Genomic DNA, 19,483 nt, shown 5'->3' with positions numbered 1-19,483 from the left:
CTGCGATCTTCCCGCCATCGTTGAGAAAGTCGAGAGCACCCGCAAGACTGGCAATCTCTTGCACGATGTGCGCTGCACGCCTTGCGAAAAGTGAGCTTTTGAAACCTCAGGGTTCATTCGTTCCTCCGGACCTGCTGATTGCGTGAATCGACCTTATCGACACCCGCCGACTGCACATTGTGATGTCACCAGCGATGGCGGTTTCAATACCTAAGCAGCGACGGTCTATGCGACAGTATGGATGTCCTATCGGAATAGCCGGTCCGCCTTGTCGATCGTCACACCGGCATATAGTTCCGCTTCTACGAACATCCCATCACGCGAGGAAAGACATGGCCAATACGCGCAGTATCGCCAATCTAGCCCTTGTGCCGGCGCGGCGCTTGAGCAGGTCCACCGGCTGTAACTGCCTCACACCTCGATCCACAGATCCTAGGCGATGACCACGTTGTCGTCGTCATTTGACGGACGCGGGGCAGTGGCCCATAAGCGAGCCACCGCAAACTGTGCGGTTGCCAATGCGTAATGAAGTGAATTGGAATGAATCTCCGGTTTGCGAAACACGCACGTCCGACGCAGCTTGCGTTGACAGAGGCGGTTTTACGCGCAATAGCACTTCCGCCGGCCTATTTTTGTGGAGTTCAATTGTGGTTCGGCCAAGGGAGCTGGGCGCCGGACCGGCCCCGTGTAAACCTCATCAAAGAGAGAGAGACCCTGCATGGAAGAATTCTTACCGCGCATCGCCACTGGTGCCGGCATCGGCCCGGCTCTCGCAGAGAAGGGCGTTGGGTTAATGCTGGGTTTCCTGCAAAGCCACGCGGCCGACGGTCCCGTTGCGCGCATGATCGAGGCCATTCCGGGAGCTTCGGAATTAGTAGCGAAGTATCATGGCGACGACCCAGAGGGTGGCGGCCTTATGGGGCTTGGCCAGCAATTGATGAGTGAGGGTCTCAGCATGGCAAAGATCGCCGGCCTCGCCAACGAGACGATCGCCTGCGCCAAGGAACATGCCGGCGACGAACTCGTGGACGAGGTCCTCAATTCCGTTCCTGGCCTTCCCCAGTTCGTCTGATCAGCGGCAGCCGGGGGCGCATGACCTCGTGCGCCCGTGCCGGCCCGTCTGCGCAGCAGGCATTCTCCGCCGAGCGTTCCGTACCGATCTCGCCAGACCACCGACCGCCGGGCACGCGAAGCGAGCGTTGGAGTACTTCATTCGTCTATTCCAAAATCGACCTCAGGCGAATCGATGTGTATAATTTCCGGCGGTAAGGGTTTATCCTGAACGCTTTCGATGAAGCCCGCGAGATAAGCAAACGTATTGTATTTCTCGAGGACCAACCGCTTCGCCTCTCTTATTGCGCCGCGACGTTCCTTCCAGAGGTCCGAGTCGATGATTTCTTGAATTTTTGGGATTACGTTCTTGTCCTCTGGGTCAATCAGAACCATAGAGTCCGAAGGGAAGAACCTCGTGATTGCCGGGCTGCCGTAATAGATCGGCATTGTTTCAGCAACGAAGCAGTCCATAAGCTTCTCTGTAAAATAGTAATCAGCACGAGTATTCTCGAACGCTATACTGTAACGGTAAGGTGCGAGTGCGTTCCATTTATCTCCAATCAGCCGAAAACCTCGGCCGAACAGGTCAAAATCGAGCTCCTTTCTCAGCCGTTCCAGAAACGCCAGCCGATATCGATGTCCTTTAAGCAGGGCGATGTCACTGGTAATCCATGAGAGCCGAAGCGGCTTATCCACGACTTCGCTGACCAGAAGTTGGTCATATGTCTTGTTTACAGACCAAGACCGAGTGATAGGTGGAGACAAAACGAATCGGCGCGCTGCATTCTGCCGAGCAGCCAGCTCTGCGTCACACGTCAGGACGATAGTATTTTTCCCCTGCCCTTCATGAAACGCGCGATGAGCTTTCGTCGGCGGTTCGCCGATTGCAAAAATTGTCCTGTTTGGGCTCGCCTCGATATCAACAGGGAGCCCGAAAAGAGAAGCAGAGTTAAAGACGATGTGCCAATCGGGCACGAAGGATGTCGTGCGAACAAAAGCGACATTGTTCCAGATTCCACTGCCCTTTGGAGTGAGATGGTGGATTGCATCATCCAAAACGCCCCAAGAATCTAGACATGTAGCAACAATGGGCGCCGGGCGTTCCGTCAACAATTTGGCCGACAAAGAAGTTTCACTCCCTTCACTCGTGAAGGTACTCAATCGCCATTCCGGATTGCGGTAACATTGGGCAGCATAAACCTTCCGGGACCCGCTGTCGAGGCAATTGTCGCTTTGCACTTGACTAGGTTCTTCCTCGCTTTGTGTGGTGATCAGGCCGGCTGAGTGGCAGCATGTGTGCCCTAATGAGTTCGCAGCCCGCTCTGCCCAATGGTACGTTTAATCGTCTTCAGGCGGTTGATCAGCCCTTCCGCCTGGCCGTTGCTCCACGGTAGTTCAATGGCATCGCGAACGGCGTCAGCTGGCGTAGGACCCGACCGAAACGCGTGATGGCGACGGACCCGGAGTTGACGCCACGTCGATCGAAGTGTCGAGCTTGCCCAATTCACAGGCCCCGCAAAATGCCGCGGCAGCGCATGGCAAGCCTGCGCATAGTGGCAAACTCATGTGATCCCTGCTTCAGGACGTCGACCTTTGTGGCCTGGTTGATCATCAGCACATCCCGAGGCTTCGTGCAGAGGGCCGGGGCGACTACCGACGAGATCACACGGCCGGTCGCGGGATTCGTATGGGACAGCGTCGCTGGCTGGTTGACGCGTATGATTGAAGCAGGCGACGCACTGTCCTTGCCCGGCCTCTCAGCGCGGCGCCAACTTGCGAGAAGCCGCTCCAGATTCGAGAAGCTGCCTGTGTCGCCGCGCTGTTCGATATCGTGGAACAGGTGTCGTCCGCAGCGATTGCCGTCTCTCGAGGACCGGCTAAGAAACGCCTCGAAATACATTGATGTCCTTGGTTACCAGCGGCGGTTCCCAGCCCTTTGGAAGAGCGGCTCACCGGGCGATGAACTTACATTTGGCCATGGCCAATGAACGTCCATCGTCCCTGATGCCACCAGCAAGCGATCACGATCCCTCGATTTCACAGTCAAAAGAAGTAATACCGAGCCAAAAAACCGCGCTTAGGCTCAAGACTACTAGCAATTCCGACGCAAAGTTACAGCCGGGACGCGCCACGCACCTCGGCAGGGTCGCCAACAACGAGTGGCTCAGCGTCACGACGGGAAATATGGCGCATCGACGTCGCTTCTGGACGAGCATTGGCAATAACGCTGTCGAGACATTGTTGCTTTCAGCGGCAACCGGCCCTATGAAGCGACGCTTCGCTGACTATGTTTCACCGCCTGGAGAGTTTCATGACAGAAGAAGCCGGAAAAAACGTCGACACCCTCATTGAGCTTGCCGCCGATGTCGTGTCGGCCTACGTCTCCAACAATCCGATCCCGGTGGGGGATCTCCCTGCCCTCATCGGCCAAGTGCATGCGGCTCTGAGAGCGACGGCCGGAGGTGTCTCTGCGCAAGAGCCGGTTGCCCTTACGCCTGCAGTCCCGATCAGGAAATCGGTGACACCGGACTACATCATCTCCCTTGAGGACGGGAGGAAATTCAAATCGCTAAAGCGCCATCTGTCGACCCACTATGGGCTGACGCCGGATGGATATCGGGCCAAATGGGGCCTGCCCGCGGATTATCCCATGGTCGCGCCGAACTACGCCGCGGCGCGCTCGTCATTGGCCAAGACGATGGGGCTCGGCCGCAAACCGAAGGCGCCCGAAGCGCCGGAGCCTGCACCGACGAAGCGAACCCGCAAGAAGGTCGCGGCTTGATTTCGGCACTCGAGATTCGTTCTGGAGCGTTGCAGCCATCGGCTTAATCTGTGCGTCATATAAAAAGGCGGGGCCAACCCCGCCTTCCTTTCAAACAACTTTGTTTCATGAGGAATTCGCGACGCCTACAGCAATCTGCTGCCCTCAGTTTTACCTCGCTCCTATCGAGCGGCCGTGAGGACCTCCGGACCTACGTGCCTACTCTTGCAAGGACGCAGGAGAAAATTTCAACCAGCTTTGCTGAGGCTGCCAGCGGAGGACTTGCCAGTGCGGCGATCCTGCTCGATCTCATAGTTGATCTTCTGGCCGTCAGCGAGGGTCGAGAGGCCCGCGCGTTCGACAGCGGAAATGTGGACGAAAACATCCGGACCGCCATTGTCGGGCTGGATAAATCCAAACCCCTTGGTGCTGTTGAACCACTTTACCGTTCCAGTCGGCATATACTTGTTCCTTCTTTTACAACGCAACGTGGGCAGGCCATTAGGCCTGTCCGAGTCATAGCCGAGAGTTGGGCGCAGCAAAAAGCGAAAAATTGTTAAGCCCCGATCAGCTGGCGCACTCCATTGTGGGCGTAGTCGCCAGCAAGCACTGTCCTACACTACCGCTCGAGCGTGGCCGGAAGCGCCCAATTTCTTCCAACGCTCCTCAGCGCCACGTCGATGGCTCGTGTTTGGAGGCACGGGACGTAAGGCCGACCGCTGCTCGTGCCGCAGGTCAAAGGCCGGGTAGTTCACGGAACTGCCTTCGAGCATAACGGCTTGGCAAGCGCATAAAGGAGTTTCGATTTGGATTGTTTCAAGAGGGTCGAGCGGTTGATTGATGCCACCAGCGTGGAAGCGATCGATAGCGCGCGCGTTTTGCTGGACCAATTCAACGGCAAGTCAGAAACAATCTCCCAGGCGATTGACGACTTCCTGCTTGATTTCATGACCTTGCTGTTTGTGGTAGAAGCCACCCGCGAGCAGTTCCACAATCCGGCGAGGCGGTTAGCGCGCATCAGATTGAGCAAGGTCAGGCTGTTACTCACGCGATGCTCTTGACCTAAGCGACCACTCCGCCAGGCATGCATTTGCAGCCGAGCGCACCAGGCGGTATTTTACGCACATGAAATCAATCGCGACTGCTAATTCTCCTGTTTGGTGCCCAGGGACAACGGCAAGCGCGCACAGCTTCGGTGCTGCTGTCCTGCAGCGACAAATGTTGCCTGCATGCCCCCACGGCGAGCGCTGGAGCGACAACATCTCAATTCTGTCCGTCAGTGCAGCGGCCTTCGAAGCGCATCGTGTACCCCTCCCCGGCAGCGCGCCTCATCGTCTTCCGAAGGAAGACGATACTCTCAGCCATGCTCGCGTCGCCTTCAGCCCTGTTCGATGGCCCATAATGTCGGATGCGCAACATGTCAGACCCGACTTGTCTTCATGCCTCGAATGGTTTTCTGATCTGGCACGGTGCATGCCTGGTCGTCCGCAGACGTCGCGGACCAAGGAAAATCCGTCCAATGACCACCTCGCCAAGAACACCGCCGCAGGTCTCCTGGGTCCATCCGAAGATGAGGCTCGAGTGAGGCCTGGCCGCATGTTGGTCTGGCTCGGCGCTGCCCGCCGATCCTCCCCACGGGGAGGCGAAGACGCAACGCGTTCATCAAAATGAGGAACAAATCACTTTGCCTCGAACCTTGCCTTTCCAACCGGAGCCATCGATCGCTCCCCCTGGCTGCGCACGGCGTTCACTGCCACCGCCCTGGCCCTGGTGACGACCGCTCCGGCTCTGGCCGCCACCGACGGCGGCAAGATCGCGGATTTCCTGCTCGACTATGGCATGGAAGGATCGACATACGCGATCACCGCGCGCCAGTCGTCACTCACATGGTACAAGGTCAGCAGCGCCGACGAGCCACCCGGCAAATCCGGACTTGCCCATTTCCTTGAGCGTCTGATCTTCAAGGCGACCACCAACCGCGCCGGCAGCGAGTTCGACCGAGCCGTCTCAGTCAGCGGCGGCTACAATAACGCCCCCAACGCTATGACTAGCTTTGGGCGACATGATTGGCTTCGAGGCCGATCGCATGTTCAACCTCATCCTCAACGACGATATCAAGACCGAGCGAAACGTGATTCTGGAGGAGCGCCGTTGGCGCAGAGAGACGAACCCGCAGGTCTGCTGGACGAGGAGGTCAACGCGACGTTGCGGCCGATCAGCCCTACCGCATTCCGGTCAACGGCTGGATGCAGGAGATGGACAAGCTGAACGGCAGCGACGCATTCACGATCTACAACAAATGCTGCCGACCCGAACAACGCCGTGCTGGTGGTGGCCGGCGACGCAGAGCCTGAGACGGTGAAGGCGCTGGCCCGCGAAGACCTATGGCAAGGTTGCGCGCGGGCCGGTCCTGCCCCCGCGCACCTGACCGGCCGAGCCCGACTAGTAGAACCGCGAGCATCTTCTAGCGATTTCAGGGTATTCTCCTTTCCACTTGGGTACCGTGGTCTGCTAGCTGTCTGGCCGAGGCCCTATAAGGAACTTGGCATCCGGAATAGACACCGCACTTGCCATATACCCCTGCTGCGTTTGAGGAGGAATCCGGTATTGCCCCTGTGCCTGCCGATGACCCGTCACCTGAGATCCCCTGACCTGTTTCGATCCATTGATCGCCTGCCGACACTTGGCACGCGGATTAGCGAGCGGACATTCGAGGTTCTCAACCCGTCGACCGGCGAAGTGCTGGCAGAACTACCCGACATGGGTGTCGAAGAGACATGCGTTGCGATCGACAAGGCCTATGTCGCGCAGCCTGGATGGGCAGGGTTTACCGCCCGTGAGCGCAGCGACGTTCTATGGCGATGGTATCAGTTGATCATCGACCACGCCGACGATCTCGCTGCAATTCTCACCGCGGAGATGGGCAAGCCGCTTGCAGAGGCCAAATCGGAGCTATCGCATGCTGCGGCGTATCTGCAATGGTACGCCGAGGAGGCAAATCGCGTCTATGGCGAGACGATCTCCGCACCATCGATGGACCGCCGAATGTTGGTGATCAAGCAGCCCATCGGGGTCGTCGGCACGATAACGCCATGGAATTTCCCAGCCTCGATGGTGGCGCGCAAAATCTCGCCAGCCTTGGCAGCGGGCTGCACGATCGTCCTCAAGCCCGCTGAACAGACGCCGCTCGTGGCTGGAGCAATGTTCGCCCTCGCCCATCAGGCAGGCTTCCCCGAAGGCGTCGTCAACCTGATCTATGCGTCCGAAGGTGACGCGGTCGGCCGCGAACTTTGCACAAATCCCAAGGTCCGCAAGATCAGCTTCACCGGGTCTACGGAGATCGGGCGCCTACTCATGCGCCAGTGCTCGGACCAGATCAAAAAAGTCAGCCTAGAGCTCGGCGGCAATGCACCTTTCATCGTGTTTGATGATGCGGATGTCGATGCCGCAGTTGACGGTGCGATCCAGGCGAAGTACCGCAATGCCGGCCAGACCTGCGTTTCAGCGAACCGCCTTTACGTCCAGTCGGGCGTTCACGACGAGTTCGTCGAGAAATTCGTGGAACGGGCTCGCCAACTTCAAGTTGGTGACGGTTTCGCGCCCGGAGTGGACATCGGACCCCTCATCGACAAGCAGGCTTTGGCCAAGATTGAATCCCATATTGCCGATGCCGTAACTAAAGGCGGCGCAATTCGATGCGGGGGCAAACGCCTCGGCACGAATGGAACGTTTTTCCAACCAACGGTCCTGACCGGTGTCACCAGCGAGATGACCGTCGCGCGAGAAGAGACATTCGGGCCGCTCGCACCGATTATTCGCTTCAAAGATGCGGATCAGGTCGTGCGTGATGCCAATGAAACGATCTACGGCCTCGCGGCCTATTTTTATGCCTCGAACCTGAAGCGTGTCTGGCGTGTCGCCGAGGCCTTGGAATATGGAATGGTCGGGGTAAATACCGGCCGGATGTCTTCGGAAGCGGCCCCGTTCGGTGGGATAAAACAGTCCGGCATCGGTCGTGAGGGATCCCGCCATGGCCTCGAGGACTACCTCGAAATGAAATACCTCTGCATGGGCGGCATCTGAAGCATCGGCTTGCAGGGTTCACAGACGGGTTACCTAGCGAGCGATCTCCAAACATGTGAATTGTAGAATCGCTCCTCGATTGGAACTGAGGGGCGGTCCGCACCCGAGCAAACACGCAACCCTGATGAGCCCCCTAAAATAGCTGGATGTATCTCTCGACGAGACAAGCGTCTGCATTGTCGGCGAAGACGGCGCGCATGCGACGGAGGATACGCTTGCGATTTGGCGGCCCTCGCCGACTATCCTCAGGCGACGGGCTGTCGTTGCGCGGTCTGGTTGGAAGCTTGTGCACCCAAGCCATCGTCAACGCTGATTGAGCAATATCCGGCTTCAGGGGCAGAATTTGGACCTGCTACATTCCGATATCAGTAGCTCAGCTGTTCTTCGGCTGACTGCCGCGCCGGTACACGCTCGGACAGAATCGAAGGAACCATCACATTCGCATCCACATTGGTGATCGGCGCATGGTCCAGGGCGCGCCAGGTTGACCAAGCGGGTCGAACCGAATGACAGCCTGGACCGGCTGGAGGACGGAAATCCCGATGCCGAAGAGGTTGGTTCGGCACGAACAGCAAGGGCTGGGAAGCGATCGGCCGAGCGGTCCTTGAAGGGGCGGGCCAGGGTTGTTTGACGACGCGTTGGTTCAGGTCAGCTAATCTAGTCTCTGCCATTCAGAGCGGCTTCCCTCGCCAGTGACAGCGAGTCAAGATATTTGGCATCGTCGGCTTTGATTGCCGCGCAGATCTGGTCGAGATGGGGACAGCTCACTGGTGCACCTTTGGGCTCATAGTGTTTCCTCGTCATCGAGATGAGGATTGCCGGATTTGGCGTAGAACACCAACACGGGTCCGAGATCAAAGCGCGTCCCGGGCGCAAGGCGCTGGACGGACCGGGGCCATGTTTCGGTTGAGGCGCCATCGATGCCTCGCGCCAGCGTTCTGGCGAAGCGGGGCATCAGCGGAGCGAGTGTCGGTGCCAGGATCGCAGCGGCCGTCGTCTGAAGGGCTAGCGAAGTCAGATTGCGGGCGGGATAGAAACGTCGCGCCGCCGCAAAGTCTCGCGCCCCGCGGTAGATCACGCAATCGCGCACGAATTCGCAGACCTGAGTGGCCGCGCGCCGAACCGAGAAGCCTTCGTCCGAATAGGCGCGCTCCATCGCAGCGCGATAGATCTCTATGCGAGCAAAGAAGGCGCGGTCGACCGGGCTCCAGTCGCCTGCATCGGGTACACGGCCGGCAAAATCCTGCTTGATTTCCTGGTTCAACGCCTCAAGCCAGTTCAGCCAGATGCTTTGGAACACCTCGTTCTCGGTGCGGCGCAGCGCGTCCAGCGTGAAATCCGTCCGCTCACCTTCCGGGCGTGTCAGGCCCAAATGAAGGCGCACGACGTCGACGGTCTTTGGGCTCAGAACCTCCTTGCCCCAGACCGCATGGCGGCAACTGGTTGAGAATTTCTTGCCGTCGAGCAGGTAGAACTCGTTGACGTGATAGCGGATGCGTGGCGTCCAGTGGGAGAAGACCTCGGCGTAAAGAGCGGGGTAGAGTAGCGCGTGGTAGAACGAATTGTCGAAGCCGAAGAAATGGACAATCTGCCAGTCGTTGCCGGGCATCTTCGCCTTCCAGTCGCGACCCATCGAGCGGCCGAGCGCCTGGATTTTGTACAGAAAACCGAATGCCATCTCCGGCCACACCCAGATCACTTGCCCCGGGAACCCCTCGGCCGGCAGGCCCCAGTCCGAGGGGTGGGTAATGGGCACTGAGAAGTCGCCGCGTTGGCGCAGACGCGCGAAGAGATCCAAGATCCGTAGCGGGACGCCCGACGCCCTTAGATGCCGGTCGATATTGTCGTAGCATTGGTCCATGGCAAGTTCCGGACGGCGGAGGGAGCCGACCACCGGCGCCTCGGCAGACTTCCGTGACCGCGGCGCACCTAAGTCGTGGCAAAGGTTTGGGGCACCGCATTCCTCGCAGATGTTGCCAGCGGCGGAGCCGCCGCAATCGGGGCAGAGGCCGCCAACATCCGGCTCGTAAAGATAATGGCCTGTCACGGCATCAAAAAGCGCAGGGCTCTGGCGCAAATCTACCGCCGCGCTGCTCAGAAGACTCCGGAAACACGCGGTTTGGAACTCGCCGTAGCCGTCATCGCCCATTGTGGCTTGGAAGCTGTGGAGCTCACAATCGAGAAGTGCAAGCGTGGCGCGTATCTCGTCGGCGTAGTAGCGCGCCACGTTTGCAGGAGTCGATTGATCGGCATCGGCGCGTGTCGCGACGTAGCTCTGGTAATCGTCACTTCCGGTCAGGTGATAGGCCTCGACTCCTTTCATGCGCAGGAAACGAGTATAGACGTCAGCGCCGAAATAGGGGCCAGAAAGATGCCCCAGATGCAGATCGCCATTTGGCGTTGGCGGCGTGGAGAAGACGAAGATTGGGCCGCGTGGGGTCGTGGTCTTTGCAGCGGCATCAAGGGCGGCCTCGCCGTCTCGCCAGTAGACAGCGACGAAATCTAGGTCTTTGTTTCCGTCATTGCGCAGCACATGCGCTTCAAAAGGATGGAACAGAACGACATCGCCCGCCTCGACCGAGATTTCCCCCCGGTCGGTGGTGACATTGCCCGATCCTGACAGGATCACGAACGCCTCGATTTCGTCGTGCCGATGGGGCTCGGATGTGACGCCGGGTCCAACCTTTCCGAATGAAAACCCCGTGCGAGCGCTTCCCGTTCCAAGCGTGGCCATGTCGATACCGAACGCCCGCGACAGCTCCGTTCGAGAAAACTTGTATTTGCGCATGATAAGGAACCCTAGCTGTAACAGTGGCACCTTCGGCTGCCAATGCAACAGCCGCCCGTGCATTTCGTGGACAGAAACAAGCCCGGCCCGTTGGCAGCCCCGTCCGGGATAGTGCAGCTCTGGGCCGCCAGGCGAGGCGACCAGGTGGGCACCAGTCGGGTTGCAGCGCCACAGAGGATCGCCCTGCGGCACCTCTAATACACGTGCCGAAGCGCCTTAACGGGCTGCGGTCGATTCTCCGCGAGCCCGCAAATCAGACGGCCATACCGTCCGCGCATTTTTGAGCGGTCGATCAGTCGTGTGCACGCCTCCGCCTGGCCTGCGTGAGCTCAATCGCGATAGAAGATGCCATTTGGGGGCTTGAGATTGTCGAGATCGGCCACTTTGCCCTCGGGCGGGTTAAGGGCGCGCTTAAGCACGTTATATTCAGCGCGGGTCGACCCGCCGGTTGAAGCACGCTGGAACACGAAGTAGAGCGTCCGCCGAGAACGATTGCTTTTGTTCGGTCGTGAGTAGTGCGGTGCGTAATCGTCGAAGATGAAGATGTCGCCAGCCTTCCATACTATGGGTTCCCAGGAGAACTTTTCGGCAACTTGAGGATAGATCACCCCACCGGCATCCATAGGAAACACCCCCTTTTCGTGGTTGCCGGGGCTGAAGAAAAGCCCGCCGTTTTCCTCGTCGGAGTCGTCGATGCCTATGGCAACCACCGCATGGACCATCCGATCCGGGAGTTTGTGTGGAATGTGATAAATGTCCTGATGCGGGAGATAGCCGCCGCTGTCGGGGTAGTGGAAAATCAGCAACTCCTTGAGCCTGCGCGAATCTTCGCCAAGCAACTCCTCGACCGCTGACTTTATGCGCTGATCTTCTAAGAGCAAACGATGCGATGGATCATGGAAGTCGAGAAAATTCTCCATCTTGGAGGTGATCTTTCGATTGTCCGTCGTCTTCTCGAACCACATGAGCCATTTATCATCGCTGACGGCCCAGCGTGACATATCTTCGACAAAGGTAGAGATATCTTCCTGAGCCGCTGGATCGAAAAACCTTTCGAGCCTGACGTATCCGTCCTTCTGCCACTTTTCTCTTTGTGCATCAGTCAACATGCGAAAAGCCTCCTGTTGGAAACACTGGTTTGGTTGGACATGCCAATTAGGGCGGTCGGGCGCTGATCAAGTTGCGGGTCCACAGAGACGGAGTCACGTGATGAGGGAGGCGATGCTAAGTGCGTTCCGCTCCGGCGGATATTGTCCGCAGAAGCTCGGCGCGAGACTGCCTATGTCAGGCTCAGCCGGGTCTAGGGGTTCCGCAAACTGGGCCGGATCAATCGCTTCACCCGGTTCAACCACGACACGCATCGCCAAAGGCCGGCACCATCCGCTACCTGCCGACCCAGCCATGGCCGCCAAGACCACGGCGGTCTTTCGAGTGAGCGACTTGGTACGGCCTTGGCAACCGTAGGGGAAATGCACGCCCCCAGAGTGATGCGATGCGCCGCTTGGTCCAAGGGCTTGGTCGGTCACGATGATATCGGAGAAGCCTCCGGGGTTCGCCGCAGCGCAGGCGGGCATCATTCCTAGGATGCCACCGCCGATGATCAAAAGCATACGAGTCATATTCCACTGCCCATTTCTTCGGCTGCGTGGTCGGGCCAGCTCTCGATCGAGGTATGAGTGATGAAGCCAGGATGCTCGGGGTTCGCGCATGGCGCGCGCCCAAGTAGGCTATCGAGGATGCGACGCGCGCGCCAGGCCAGCAAGCTTAGGTTCGGATCGGCCAGGCCGCGCTGCCCGAGGCTCGCATTTTGTACGAAGATGCGTCTGTCACACGGTCCGTCCCAGCTCACCGAAAAATCCTCGCGAATAGCTAATTCATTGTCGATCTGCTCCAAGCGGCCCATGATCGGTTCCAACAAGCTTGGGACCGCGTTCTCGTAACCGGTGGCCAGGATGACGATGTCAGCCGTGACTTCTTCGACCTCGTCCATGCCATGCTGCAGGGTCAGCCTGTGACCCGGTCCGGCGTTGATGCAGTGCGAGACGGTGCAGCCCGGCCGCAGTGTGATGTCGCATCGGTATGGCTCGAAAAATGCATGGCGGTACAGCGCCTGATAGATCGCGCGCAACGTGCTTTCCGAAATGCCGTCCGAAGCAAGCACGAAACGCCGCAGGAGCAGCTTACGCTGCGACTCGCTCATCGCCGCGAAGCGATCCGAAAAGCAGGGCATGAACAACTCGTTTGTGAACGGGCTGTTGTCCAGAGGCAGATAGTTTTCGCGCTGCGAGACCCAAGTGATCGAGGCAGGCCGCCGTTCGTTCGGCAGGCCGACAAGGTGCAACATCACCTCGGCTCCCGACTGGCCTCCGCCGACCACGCAGACATGCTTTCTCCGCACCTCAGGGTGGATGTGCAGTAAAACAGATGAGTGGAACAGGTTGCGTCCAATCCAGCCCTGAAATTGAGGCGGAATTTGCGCCTGCTTGCCAATGCCGACCACAACGTTTCTGGCGCCGAGAACCGCCTTATCCGTCCGCACCTGAAACTCGCCGTCAAAGCGGATTTCGCGCACTGTCTCGCCGCCACGCACAAGTGGGTTCCTGTGGAAGACCCAGTTCAGGTATTGTTCGAACTCCACTCTGAGCACGGCTTCGAACTGTGCGTTCAGGAAGTGATACAGACGCCCGTTCTCGTGCAGGAAGTTTACGAAAGTGTAGGCTGATCGCGGATTCACCAGAGTGACCAGGTCCTTGAAGTGGCTGACCTGGAGCTCCGAGGAATCGAATGCGATGCCTGGATGCCAGCGGAAGTCGACCTGCCGATCCAGGAACACTGCCCCTTTCCCAACTTGCTCGTGTATCTGACACGCAAGGCTCAAATTGGACGGGCCAGCACCGATCCCAACGCAAGATAACTCCACCTGGTTCCTCCTATAGCGTCTTCCCACTAGGCGGCTTGTTCGCGGCGAATATCGGCCATAGCCATTATCCTCCCCTCACGGACTTCGAGCCCCAGTCCCGACCGGGCTTGCGAGAATTTGTCCTGCGCGTTCGGGTCTTCGCATGTAGACCCGAGCATTCCAGCGCGGTGACAATCGACGGGTGATGCCCGGCGACGTGGGGCAACGACGTTTGTCCTTTCCGCCCGTCTGGATGCCCCCTCGCCGTCACGCGAGGAGCTTTCCAGGCCCACTAAGGTGTTTGAAGCCGGCGCAATCGCCCGCCTCGACCATGACGCGCCGGCCTTTCGGCGGCTTGATGGCAGGCGAGTGCGCGGTTTTCACTGCGGCGACGGCATTTTCGGTGCGCATGATCATGGACGAGGTCTCGCTGATGCGTTCGCAGAGTCCCATGCATGGGCCGTGCCAGAGAAGGAAATTTTATTAAACAATGGGTTGGCGGATTTACGATCCTGTCGAAAATCCGACATTGGGGGGGACACCTCACTGCGGCGCCCGATTTGCACGTCGATGTCGCCTTTTTCCGATAGCTAATCGGGCACCTTCTGCACCAGAATACTTCTCTTGTGGAGACCAGCACGAAGTCTTCCTGAACGGACAGTGCAGGACCTTGCGTCTCTGCCGGACAGAGTACCCGCACGATCGGCAACTGTTGCCCGCCGACCAGCCGACCGCGTGGCAAAGATTGAGAGCGGCGAAGCTTGCGCTAACGGCCACATTTCTCCGGTATTTCAGCGGTGCATTCCTCAAGACGCTTCAGGCGGCACTTCGCATTGCGAAGTTCATGTCCGGCTTCGAAACGCCGATGGCGCCCCTGAGGTGTAATCGCCACGAGATCGCGCTCCAGTTCGGCAATGCGCGCACGCAACCTGCCGAGCCTCTTCCTGACGCAATGCATTTATCCATCCACGCCCGCGAATCGGTCTTCCTGGCAACACCCTAAAAGCTACGCGGGTTATGCCACCGAGACGTAATTTCCGGCAAGCCCACGCTCTAAACATCCGCTAATGCAATCTAGAGAAAGCGTTCTTCGGGAAGAAGGCTGACGCTGCTTGGGGGAAAGCACTAGGAACCCTCGGATCTGACGCGTCGCGTCGGCCGATTGCGGCAGCTCAAAAGCGCAGGGACAGGCCGTCAAGCGCCGGGCAGCGTGCCCTTCATCGACATTGCGAAGACATCGAGCAGGATGGCCAGCCCGACGCCGCACGCGGTCAGGATAAGGCCGGCCATGAAGATGCGGTTGGCGCGTTCGTAGATGGGTCGGCGCAACGAACTCATGTCGAGTAGCAGGGACAGCGCCCGCAACTGCAACGTGATGCCGACCAGGATCGGCACAACGGCGAACAGGTCGTAGAGCCGCCATGGCATGGGGTTCGCCGCCCAATGCGTGACGAAGCCGAGCGAAAAGGCAAGCAGAATGCCGACGACGGTGATTGTGCCGTTGCGAAAAATCGTCTCGATCAGCTCTTCCTTCGGATCGTGTTCGTCCAAGCGTCCCTCCTCTCACTCAGCAGTTGCAGGCCTTTGCACGGTCGACGTAGGCTCTCGGGAAATCCCTGTACATCGCCGCCAACTAGTCAAGGGCAGGACCGAAGCCGCGAGGCAAACGTTTTTGGTTGCGCTGCCCTCATCACTTCCTGGGGCGCCATCGGCCTTTGCCGCGAAGTGAACGATGGAAGCGCCGCCTGCCACGGGTGCTGCGCTCAGAGCGGCAGGGTCAAGGGCGTCATTTCAGCTGGAGTGTCTACAATGAAATAAAAAAAGCTGAATGGCATTCTAGGTGTTTGGTTCCGAGCTTTGATGGTGCATTATTTTCTTCCGAATGGAAGGAGGCACTATGGGCCAGGTTCTACACGGCAGCGCCACGACGACAGAGGCAGTCCGTCGAGCAATACAAAATAGTCATGTCTGGACGGCCCGCTGATCAGGGGTTTGTTTTCAGCGATGGGATGGTCGCGGGTGCGGTCATGTCTCCGGCCTGTTGCTGCGGTCTTGTGACTGCTGGCCCTGATGGTATCCGCTGATCCCTGGCCTGATCAAGAGAGCGAGCTCGAAGCTCCGACTATGCTGCAGGCTTTCAGGATCTGTCCTCGTCTGTTCCCATCACGTCATTGTCACCCTCGATTCCGGTTCGCGGCCTTTGCCGATGCTATTGGTACGCCGGTGTGCCGGCATAGTGTGTTGCGTCGCGCATAAGTGCGAAGACGATACGGGCGAGCTTGTTGGCGGTCGCCACGGCGACAAGCATGGAGGGCTTGGTCTCCATCAGGCGATCCGCCCAGTTTCTCAACGCACCGCCGGAACGCTTGCGATGGAACAGAACGGCATGAGCGCCGACTACGAGCAGCTTGCGCAAATATCGGTTACCCATCTTGGAGACGCGTCCCAGCCGTTCCTTTCCGCCGGAGGAGTTTTGCCGTGGCGTGAGCCCTAAGAAGGCGGCGAATTCGCGCGGGCCCGAGAAGGTGGAGATATCCTGGATGCTCGCCGCAAGCGCGGAAGCAGTAATGGGGCCGATGCCGGGAACGGTCATCAGACGGCGTGCCATTTCATCAGTCTTGGCGAGGGCCAGAATAGCCTGATCGCTCTGCCTGATCTCGGCATCAAGTCCGCTCAGTTGGCGCACCAAAGGCAACAGTGCCGAACGCACGGTCGCCGGGATCATGTCGTTGCCCTCAATGACGAGGTAAAGGCAAACCCCAGACCCGTCCCACCAAACGATCTTTACCCTGTCAGCTCTTTTGGCGCGGTAGACGTAAAGCGCGCCGTTGAACGGGTCCGAGCTGGCATCGCGCACCAGTGCCAGAAGGCCGTCGGGGCCTTTTCTAAAATCGACCGGATGGCTGGCGACCAACACCTTCACGCCGGACGGGATCATGCCTGGCGGACCGCGCGAATAATCCTGGCCAAATGATCCTGGCCGACATCGGCGCCAGCCCGAATGACCACATCACCCAAACAGATCTCCACCGTTGAAGACGCCGCTTGGGTGACCTCGACAAAGCCATTCGATCCGCATCCCGCTGCGGCGTCACCGCACCGCTCTTGATCGCCTTGCGCCGCCAGCCGAACAGCTGCGAGGTCGCCACTCCAGCCTCTCGCGCGATCGCCGACACATTCGCGCCCGGCTTCAGCGTCGCCTCGATCAGAGCCGTGCCTTCGCTTGCGCCGACCAGCGCCGCAGACGCTGCGGGCTTGCCTCCGGTTCGGAACCGCTTCAAGAAGATGGAAACTTTTATCATCAGACATAGGCGCAGACATAGAAATTGACACCGCAAGCTCCTCGCTCCTTCAGTGTCATCATCTCTCACCCATCATCTGATGCCGCGCCAGATGGGATTGGCTCCGCGCTTACACTAGATCGATCAGGCGCCTACCGTCGCAGTCATTGTCGGAGCTACGACGATGTCGGACATAAGACACAGCGCTATCAAAGTGATCGTATTGTTCTGAAAAGATTTTCCTGGTTGGCACGACACATGCAAGTCCTATGCGCAAACGCACTGCCGCGCCGCACCAACTGAGAAGACCTCATCCCATGATCACGCTCGCCGAGCATGCGGTCGCCGCCGCGAACACTCAGCTTTCCCGAGCGGAAGGAGGCCTTTGCGCTGTCATTCTTCAGGTTGTACGGACATGACCGCGTTCGATTTCCGTCCAACTCTGAATGCTCCCGACGATGATCCCTATCTTTGGCTTGAAGATATAGAAGGCGAACGGGCACTTGACTGGACCGCCAGCCAGTCGGCCAGGACACTGGGGCACTTCGATGGAACGCAATTCGAGCGCGACCGCGCGGCTCTCACAGCGATGTTCGACCGTCCGGACAAAACTCCCCAGATCAAGCGCCACGGTCATTACCTCTACAATTTCTGGCAAGATGCCCGCAACCGGCGCGGACTGTGGCGCCGGAGCACCCTTGCCGCCTACATGAAGGCGGATCCCCAATGGGAGGCACTGCTCGATCTGGACGCCGTCGCCGTTAGCGACGGAGAGGACTGGATCTGGGGCGGCGCGTCGATCGAGCCGGAGAGATGGGAAAGAGCCGTTCTGCGCCTGTCGCGCGGCGGAAGCGATGCGGTCGTGCATCGCGAATTCGATCTGAAGTCTCTTAGCTTCGTCGCCGACGGTTTCAACCTCGCGGATGCCAAGGGCGGGGTTAATTGGCTCGACCCTGACACGCTTCTGCTTTCTAGCGCGTTTGGTGATGGCAAGGCCACCCGCTCCGGCTACGCGCGCACCGTGCGGCTGTGGAAGCGTGGCGCGGATCCGCTCACCTCAGCGGTAATCTTCGAGGCCGATTCCGAATCCCTCGGCGTATCTGGTCATTTGGACCGTACTGCCGGGAGCGAGCGCCTTTGGTTCATCGAGACGCCGGCCTTCTTCGAAATGATAGGTCATATCGGCGACAGGAGCGGGCCGAAGATACAGATCGACCTTCCACGGGACGCCCGCTGGAATGGATTCGGCGACTGGCTGGGGGTAAGGCCGCGCAAGCCGTGGACGGTGGGAGGGGCGACCCATGCCGCCGACGCGCTGATCGGCATCTCGCTTTCCTCGTTCATCGCCGGCGAGCACAGTCTTGCAGCCCTCTTTGAATCAGGCGACAGGCGCTCCTTGCAGTCATTCTTCTGGAATGACGGGAAGCTCATCATCTCCTACCTCGTCAACCTCGTTCCGCATTTCGAGATGTTCACCCCCAGCCGCCAGGAATGGACGCGCCGAGCCCTGGACACCGTGCCCGCCGAAGGGACTGTTCACCTCTGGTCATTCGATGCGGAACGTCACCAGACCAATGGAGAGGTCCTCGTTTCGGCTCAAGACCCGATCACGCCGCCGCAGCCTTTTCTGATCGACCTCAATACCGCGCCACCTCTCAGCGCCCCAGTGATCCTGAGGCGCAGCCCGGAGCATTTCGACGCATCCGGACTGGTGGTCACGCGCCACGAGGCAGTCTCGACCGATGGGGAGATGATCCCCTATACGCAGGTCGGCCCGGCGAGCGGGAACGGAGATGCCCCGGTTGATCTCACCGCCTACGGTGGGTTCGGCGTATCGGTCCTGCCCTACTACAACTCCTCGATCGGCAAGCTGTGGTTAGAACGCGGCGGCACGTGCGTGGTCGCCAACATCCGGGGCGGTGGCGAGTTCGGCAGCCGTTGGCACGACGCCGGGCGCAGACAGGGCAAACGCCTCGCCCATGACGATTTCGCCGCTGTTGCCACCGACCTGGTGCGAAGGGGCATTACGCGGCCGAGGCGGATTGCCGCCGAGGGCGCCTCAAATGGCGGCCTCCTAATCGCCAATATGCTGACACGCTATCCTGATCGTTTCGGCGCACTGTTTGGCACAATCCCACTTACCGACATGCATCGCTACACCAAGCTTTTGGCGGGTGTGAGCTGGAAATATGGCGATCCTGACAAGCCGGACGATTGGACTTTCCTGAAAGAAATCTCCGCCTATCACGCCGCGGCGCCGGGACAGCCCTATCCGCCTATCCTGCTCGCCACCACGAAGCGGGACGACCGCGTCCATCCGGGCCACGCGCGTAAGATGGCCGCGAAGCTCTCGGCTATCCGGCCGCGCGGGCGGGCATGGCTACGGCAAGGACAACCGGGAGCGGACCGCGTTCATTGCCCTGGGTACAATTCCTTCGCAGTTCGATCGGCTGGCAAACCGATATCGGTCGATAGGTGACCGGTGCCAACACGAGCAACATTTCAATAGTGAGTACAGATTGCTGATCACGAGCACGGTGCAAATATGTGTGCACAGTCACGCAGTTGCTCCGTTAATATCAAGCAATTCCAACAGGGTTTTCATACTGCAATCGACC

13 protein-coding genes and 3 pseudogenes are annotated in these 19,483 nt (G+C 59.1%); 7 read left to right on the top strand and 9 right to left on the bottom strand.

Annotation, left to right across the window (positions count from 1 at the left end):
• Positions 1–718: 718 nt before the first annotated feature.
• Positions 719–1,072, top strand: coding sequence for a hypothetical protein (locus tag X735_RS144170; protein ID WP_023737108.1), 354 nt, complete (start codon positions 719–721; stop codon positions 1,070–1,072).
• 137 nt (positions 1,073–1,209) lie between these two features.
• On the opposite strand, the gene X735_RS1000000166815 is transcribed toward X735_RS144170, so the two are convergent.
• Both X735_RS1000000166815 and X735_RS1000000169915 read right to left on the bottom strand, forming a co-directional pair.
• Entirely contained in the window at positions 1,210–2,214 is a 1,005-nt protein-coding gene (locus X735_RS1000000166815; RefSeq protein WP_196815339.1) for a glycosyltransferase family 10, read from the bottom strand.
• Positions 2,215–2,296: 82 nt separating this feature from the next.
• Positions 2,297–2,950: pseudogene (locus X735_RS1000000169915) on the bottom strand (ISL3 family transposase); the annotation flags it as partial.
• 414 nt (positions 2,951–3,364) lie between these two features.
• Here X735_RS1000000169915 and X735_RS144175 point away from each other — a divergent pair.
• Complete coding sequence (locus X735_RS144175) at positions 3,365–3,835, top strand: MucR family transcriptional regulator (RefSeq protein ID WP_023812675.1); 471 nt, start codon at positions 3,365–3,367, stop codon at positions 3,833–3,835.
• 227 nt (positions 3,836–4,062) lie between these two features.
• On the opposite strand, the gene X735_RS144180 is transcribed toward X735_RS144175, so the two are convergent.
• Positions 4,063–4,275: a cold-shock protein gene (locus X735_RS144180; RefSeq protein WP_023679670.1), complete on the bottom strand. Its 213-nt coding sequence runs from the start codon at positions 4,273–4,275 to the stop codon at positions 4,063–4,065.
• Between the two features lie 345 nt (positions 4,276–4,620).
• Here X735_RS144180 and X735_RS144185 point away from each other — a divergent pair, with 345 nt between their 5' ends.
• From X735_RS144185 to X735_RS144190, 3 genes and pseudogenes are all read left to right on the top strand, one after another.
• Complete coding sequence (locus X735_RS144185) at positions 4,621–4,875, top strand: hypothetical protein (RefSeq protein ID WP_023762863.1); 255 nt, start codon at positions 4,621–4,623, stop codon at positions 4,873–4,875.
• Between the two features lie 700 nt (positions 4,876–5,575).
• Positions 5,576–6,239 (top strand): annotated as a pseudogene (locus tag X735_RS1000000167875) (pitrilysin family protein); the annotation flags it as partial.
• Between the two features lie 200 nt (positions 6,240–6,439).
• Positions 6,440–7,897 carry an NAD-dependent succinate-semialdehyde dehydrogenase gene (locus X735_RS144190; RefSeq protein ID WP_196815344.1) on the top strand — a complete coding sequence of 486 codons (1,458 nt, stop codon included), beginning with the start codon at positions 6,440–6,442 and terminating at the stop codon, positions 7,895–7,897.
• A gap of 784 nt (positions 7,898–8,681) precedes the next feature.
• Here the strand turns inward: X735_RS144190 and X735_RS144195 are convergent.
• From X735_RS144195 to X735_RS1000000168870, 4 genes are all read right to left on the bottom strand, one after another.
• Entirely contained in the window at positions 8,682–10,685 is a 2,004-nt protein-coding gene (locus tag X735_RS144195) for a class I tRNA ligase family protein (RefSeq protein WP_023812672.1), read from the bottom strand.
• A 329-nt stretch (positions 10,686–11,014) separates the two neighbouring features.
• Positions 11,015–11,794 (bottom strand): phytanoyl-CoA dioxygenase family protein, encoded by a 780-nt coding sequence (locus X735_RS144200; protein ID WP_023812671.1) that lies wholly within the window; start codon positions 11,792–11,794, stop codon positions 11,015–11,017.
• 506 nt (positions 11,795–12,300) lie between these two features.
• A complete protein-coding gene (locus tag X735_RS144205; protein ID WP_023812669.1) occupies positions 12,301–13,605 on the bottom strand; it encodes a lysine N(6)-hydroxylase/L-ornithine N(5)-oxygenase family protein in 1,305 nt (434 codons plus the stop codon).
• A 246-nt stretch (positions 13,606–13,851) separates the two neighbouring features.
• Positions 13,852–14,037, bottom strand: coding sequence for a hypothetical protein (locus tag X735_RS1000000168870; protein ID WP_050592721.1), 186 nt, complete (start codon positions 14,035–14,037; stop codon positions 13,852–13,854).
• 259 nt (positions 14,038–14,296) lie between these two features.
• Here X735_RS1000000168870 and X735_RS1000000168865 point away from each other — a divergent pair, with 259 nt between their 5' ends.
• The gene (locus X735_RS1000000168865) at positions 14,297–14,587 is read left to right on the top strand and encodes a hypothetical protein (protein WP_031213553.1); all 291 of its coding nucleotides are present in this window, start codon (positions 14,297–14,299) and stop codon (positions 14,585–14,587) included.
• A gap of 191 nt (positions 14,588–14,778) precedes the next feature.
• Here X735_RS1000000168865 and X735_RS144215 read toward each other — a convergent pair whose 3' ends face one another.
• Positions 14,779–15,135 carry a hypothetical protein gene (locus X735_RS144215; RefSeq protein ID WP_023736366.1) on the bottom strand — a complete coding sequence of 119 codons (357 nt, stop codon included), beginning with the start codon at positions 15,133–15,135 and terminating at the stop codon, positions 14,779–14,781.
• Positions 15,136–15,793: 658 nt separating this feature from the next.
• Entirely contained in the window at positions 15,794–16,522 is a 729-nt protein-coding gene (locus X735_RS0134660) for an IS110 family transposase (protein ID WP_023812667.1), read from the bottom strand.
• Between the two features lie 758 nt (positions 16,523–17,280).
• On the opposite strand from X735_RS0134660, the pseudogene X735_RS01000000166120 reads away from it, so the two are divergent.
• Positions 17,281–19,340, top strand: a pseudogene (locus X735_RS01000000166120) (prolyl oligopeptidase family serine peptidase).
• Positions 19,341–19,483 lie beyond the last annotated feature (143 nt).

This window comes from Mesorhizobium sp. L2C084A000 (assembly GCF_000502875.1).
Classification (GTDB): Bacteria; Pseudomonadota; Alphaproteobacteria; order Rhizobiales; family Rhizobiaceae; genus Mesorhizobium.
This window is presented reverse-complemented; position numbering and strand designations above follow the sequence as displayed.

Excerpts from the sequence above, each read along its gene's own strand:
- X735_RS144170 (WP_023737108.1), top strand. The coding sequence starts at position 719 with ATGGAAGAATTCTTACCGCGCATCGCCACTGGTGCCGGCATCGGCCCG.
- X735_RS144195 (WP_023812672.1), bottom strand. The coding sequence starts at position 10,685 with ATGCGCAAATACAAGTTTTCTCGAACGGAGCTGTCGCGGGCGTTCGGT.
- X735_RS144175 (WP_023812675.1), top strand. The coding sequence starts at position 3,365 with ATGACAGAAGAAGCCGGAAAAAACGTCGACACCCTCATTGAGCTTGCC.
- X735_RS144200 (WP_023812671.1), bottom strand. The coding sequence starts at position 11,794 with ATGTTGACTGATGCACAAAGAGAAAAGTGGCAGAAGGACGGATACGTC.
- X735_RS144180 (WP_023679670.1), bottom strand. The coding sequence starts at position 4,275 with ATGCCGACTGGAACGGTAAAGTGGTTCAACAGCACCAAGGGGTTTGGA.
- X735_RS0134660 (WP_023812667.1), bottom strand. The coding sequence starts at position 16,522 with ATGATCCCGTCCGGCGTGAAGGTGTTGGTCGCCAGCCATCCGGTCGAT.
- X735_RS144190 (WP_196815344.1), top strand. The coding sequence starts at position 6,440 with ATGACCCGTCACCTGAGATCCCCTGACCTGTTTCGATCCATTGATCGC.
- X735_RS1000000168870 (WP_050592721.1), bottom strand. The coding sequence starts at position 14,037 with ATGGGACTCTGCGAACGCATCAGCGAGACCTCGTCCATGATCATGCGC.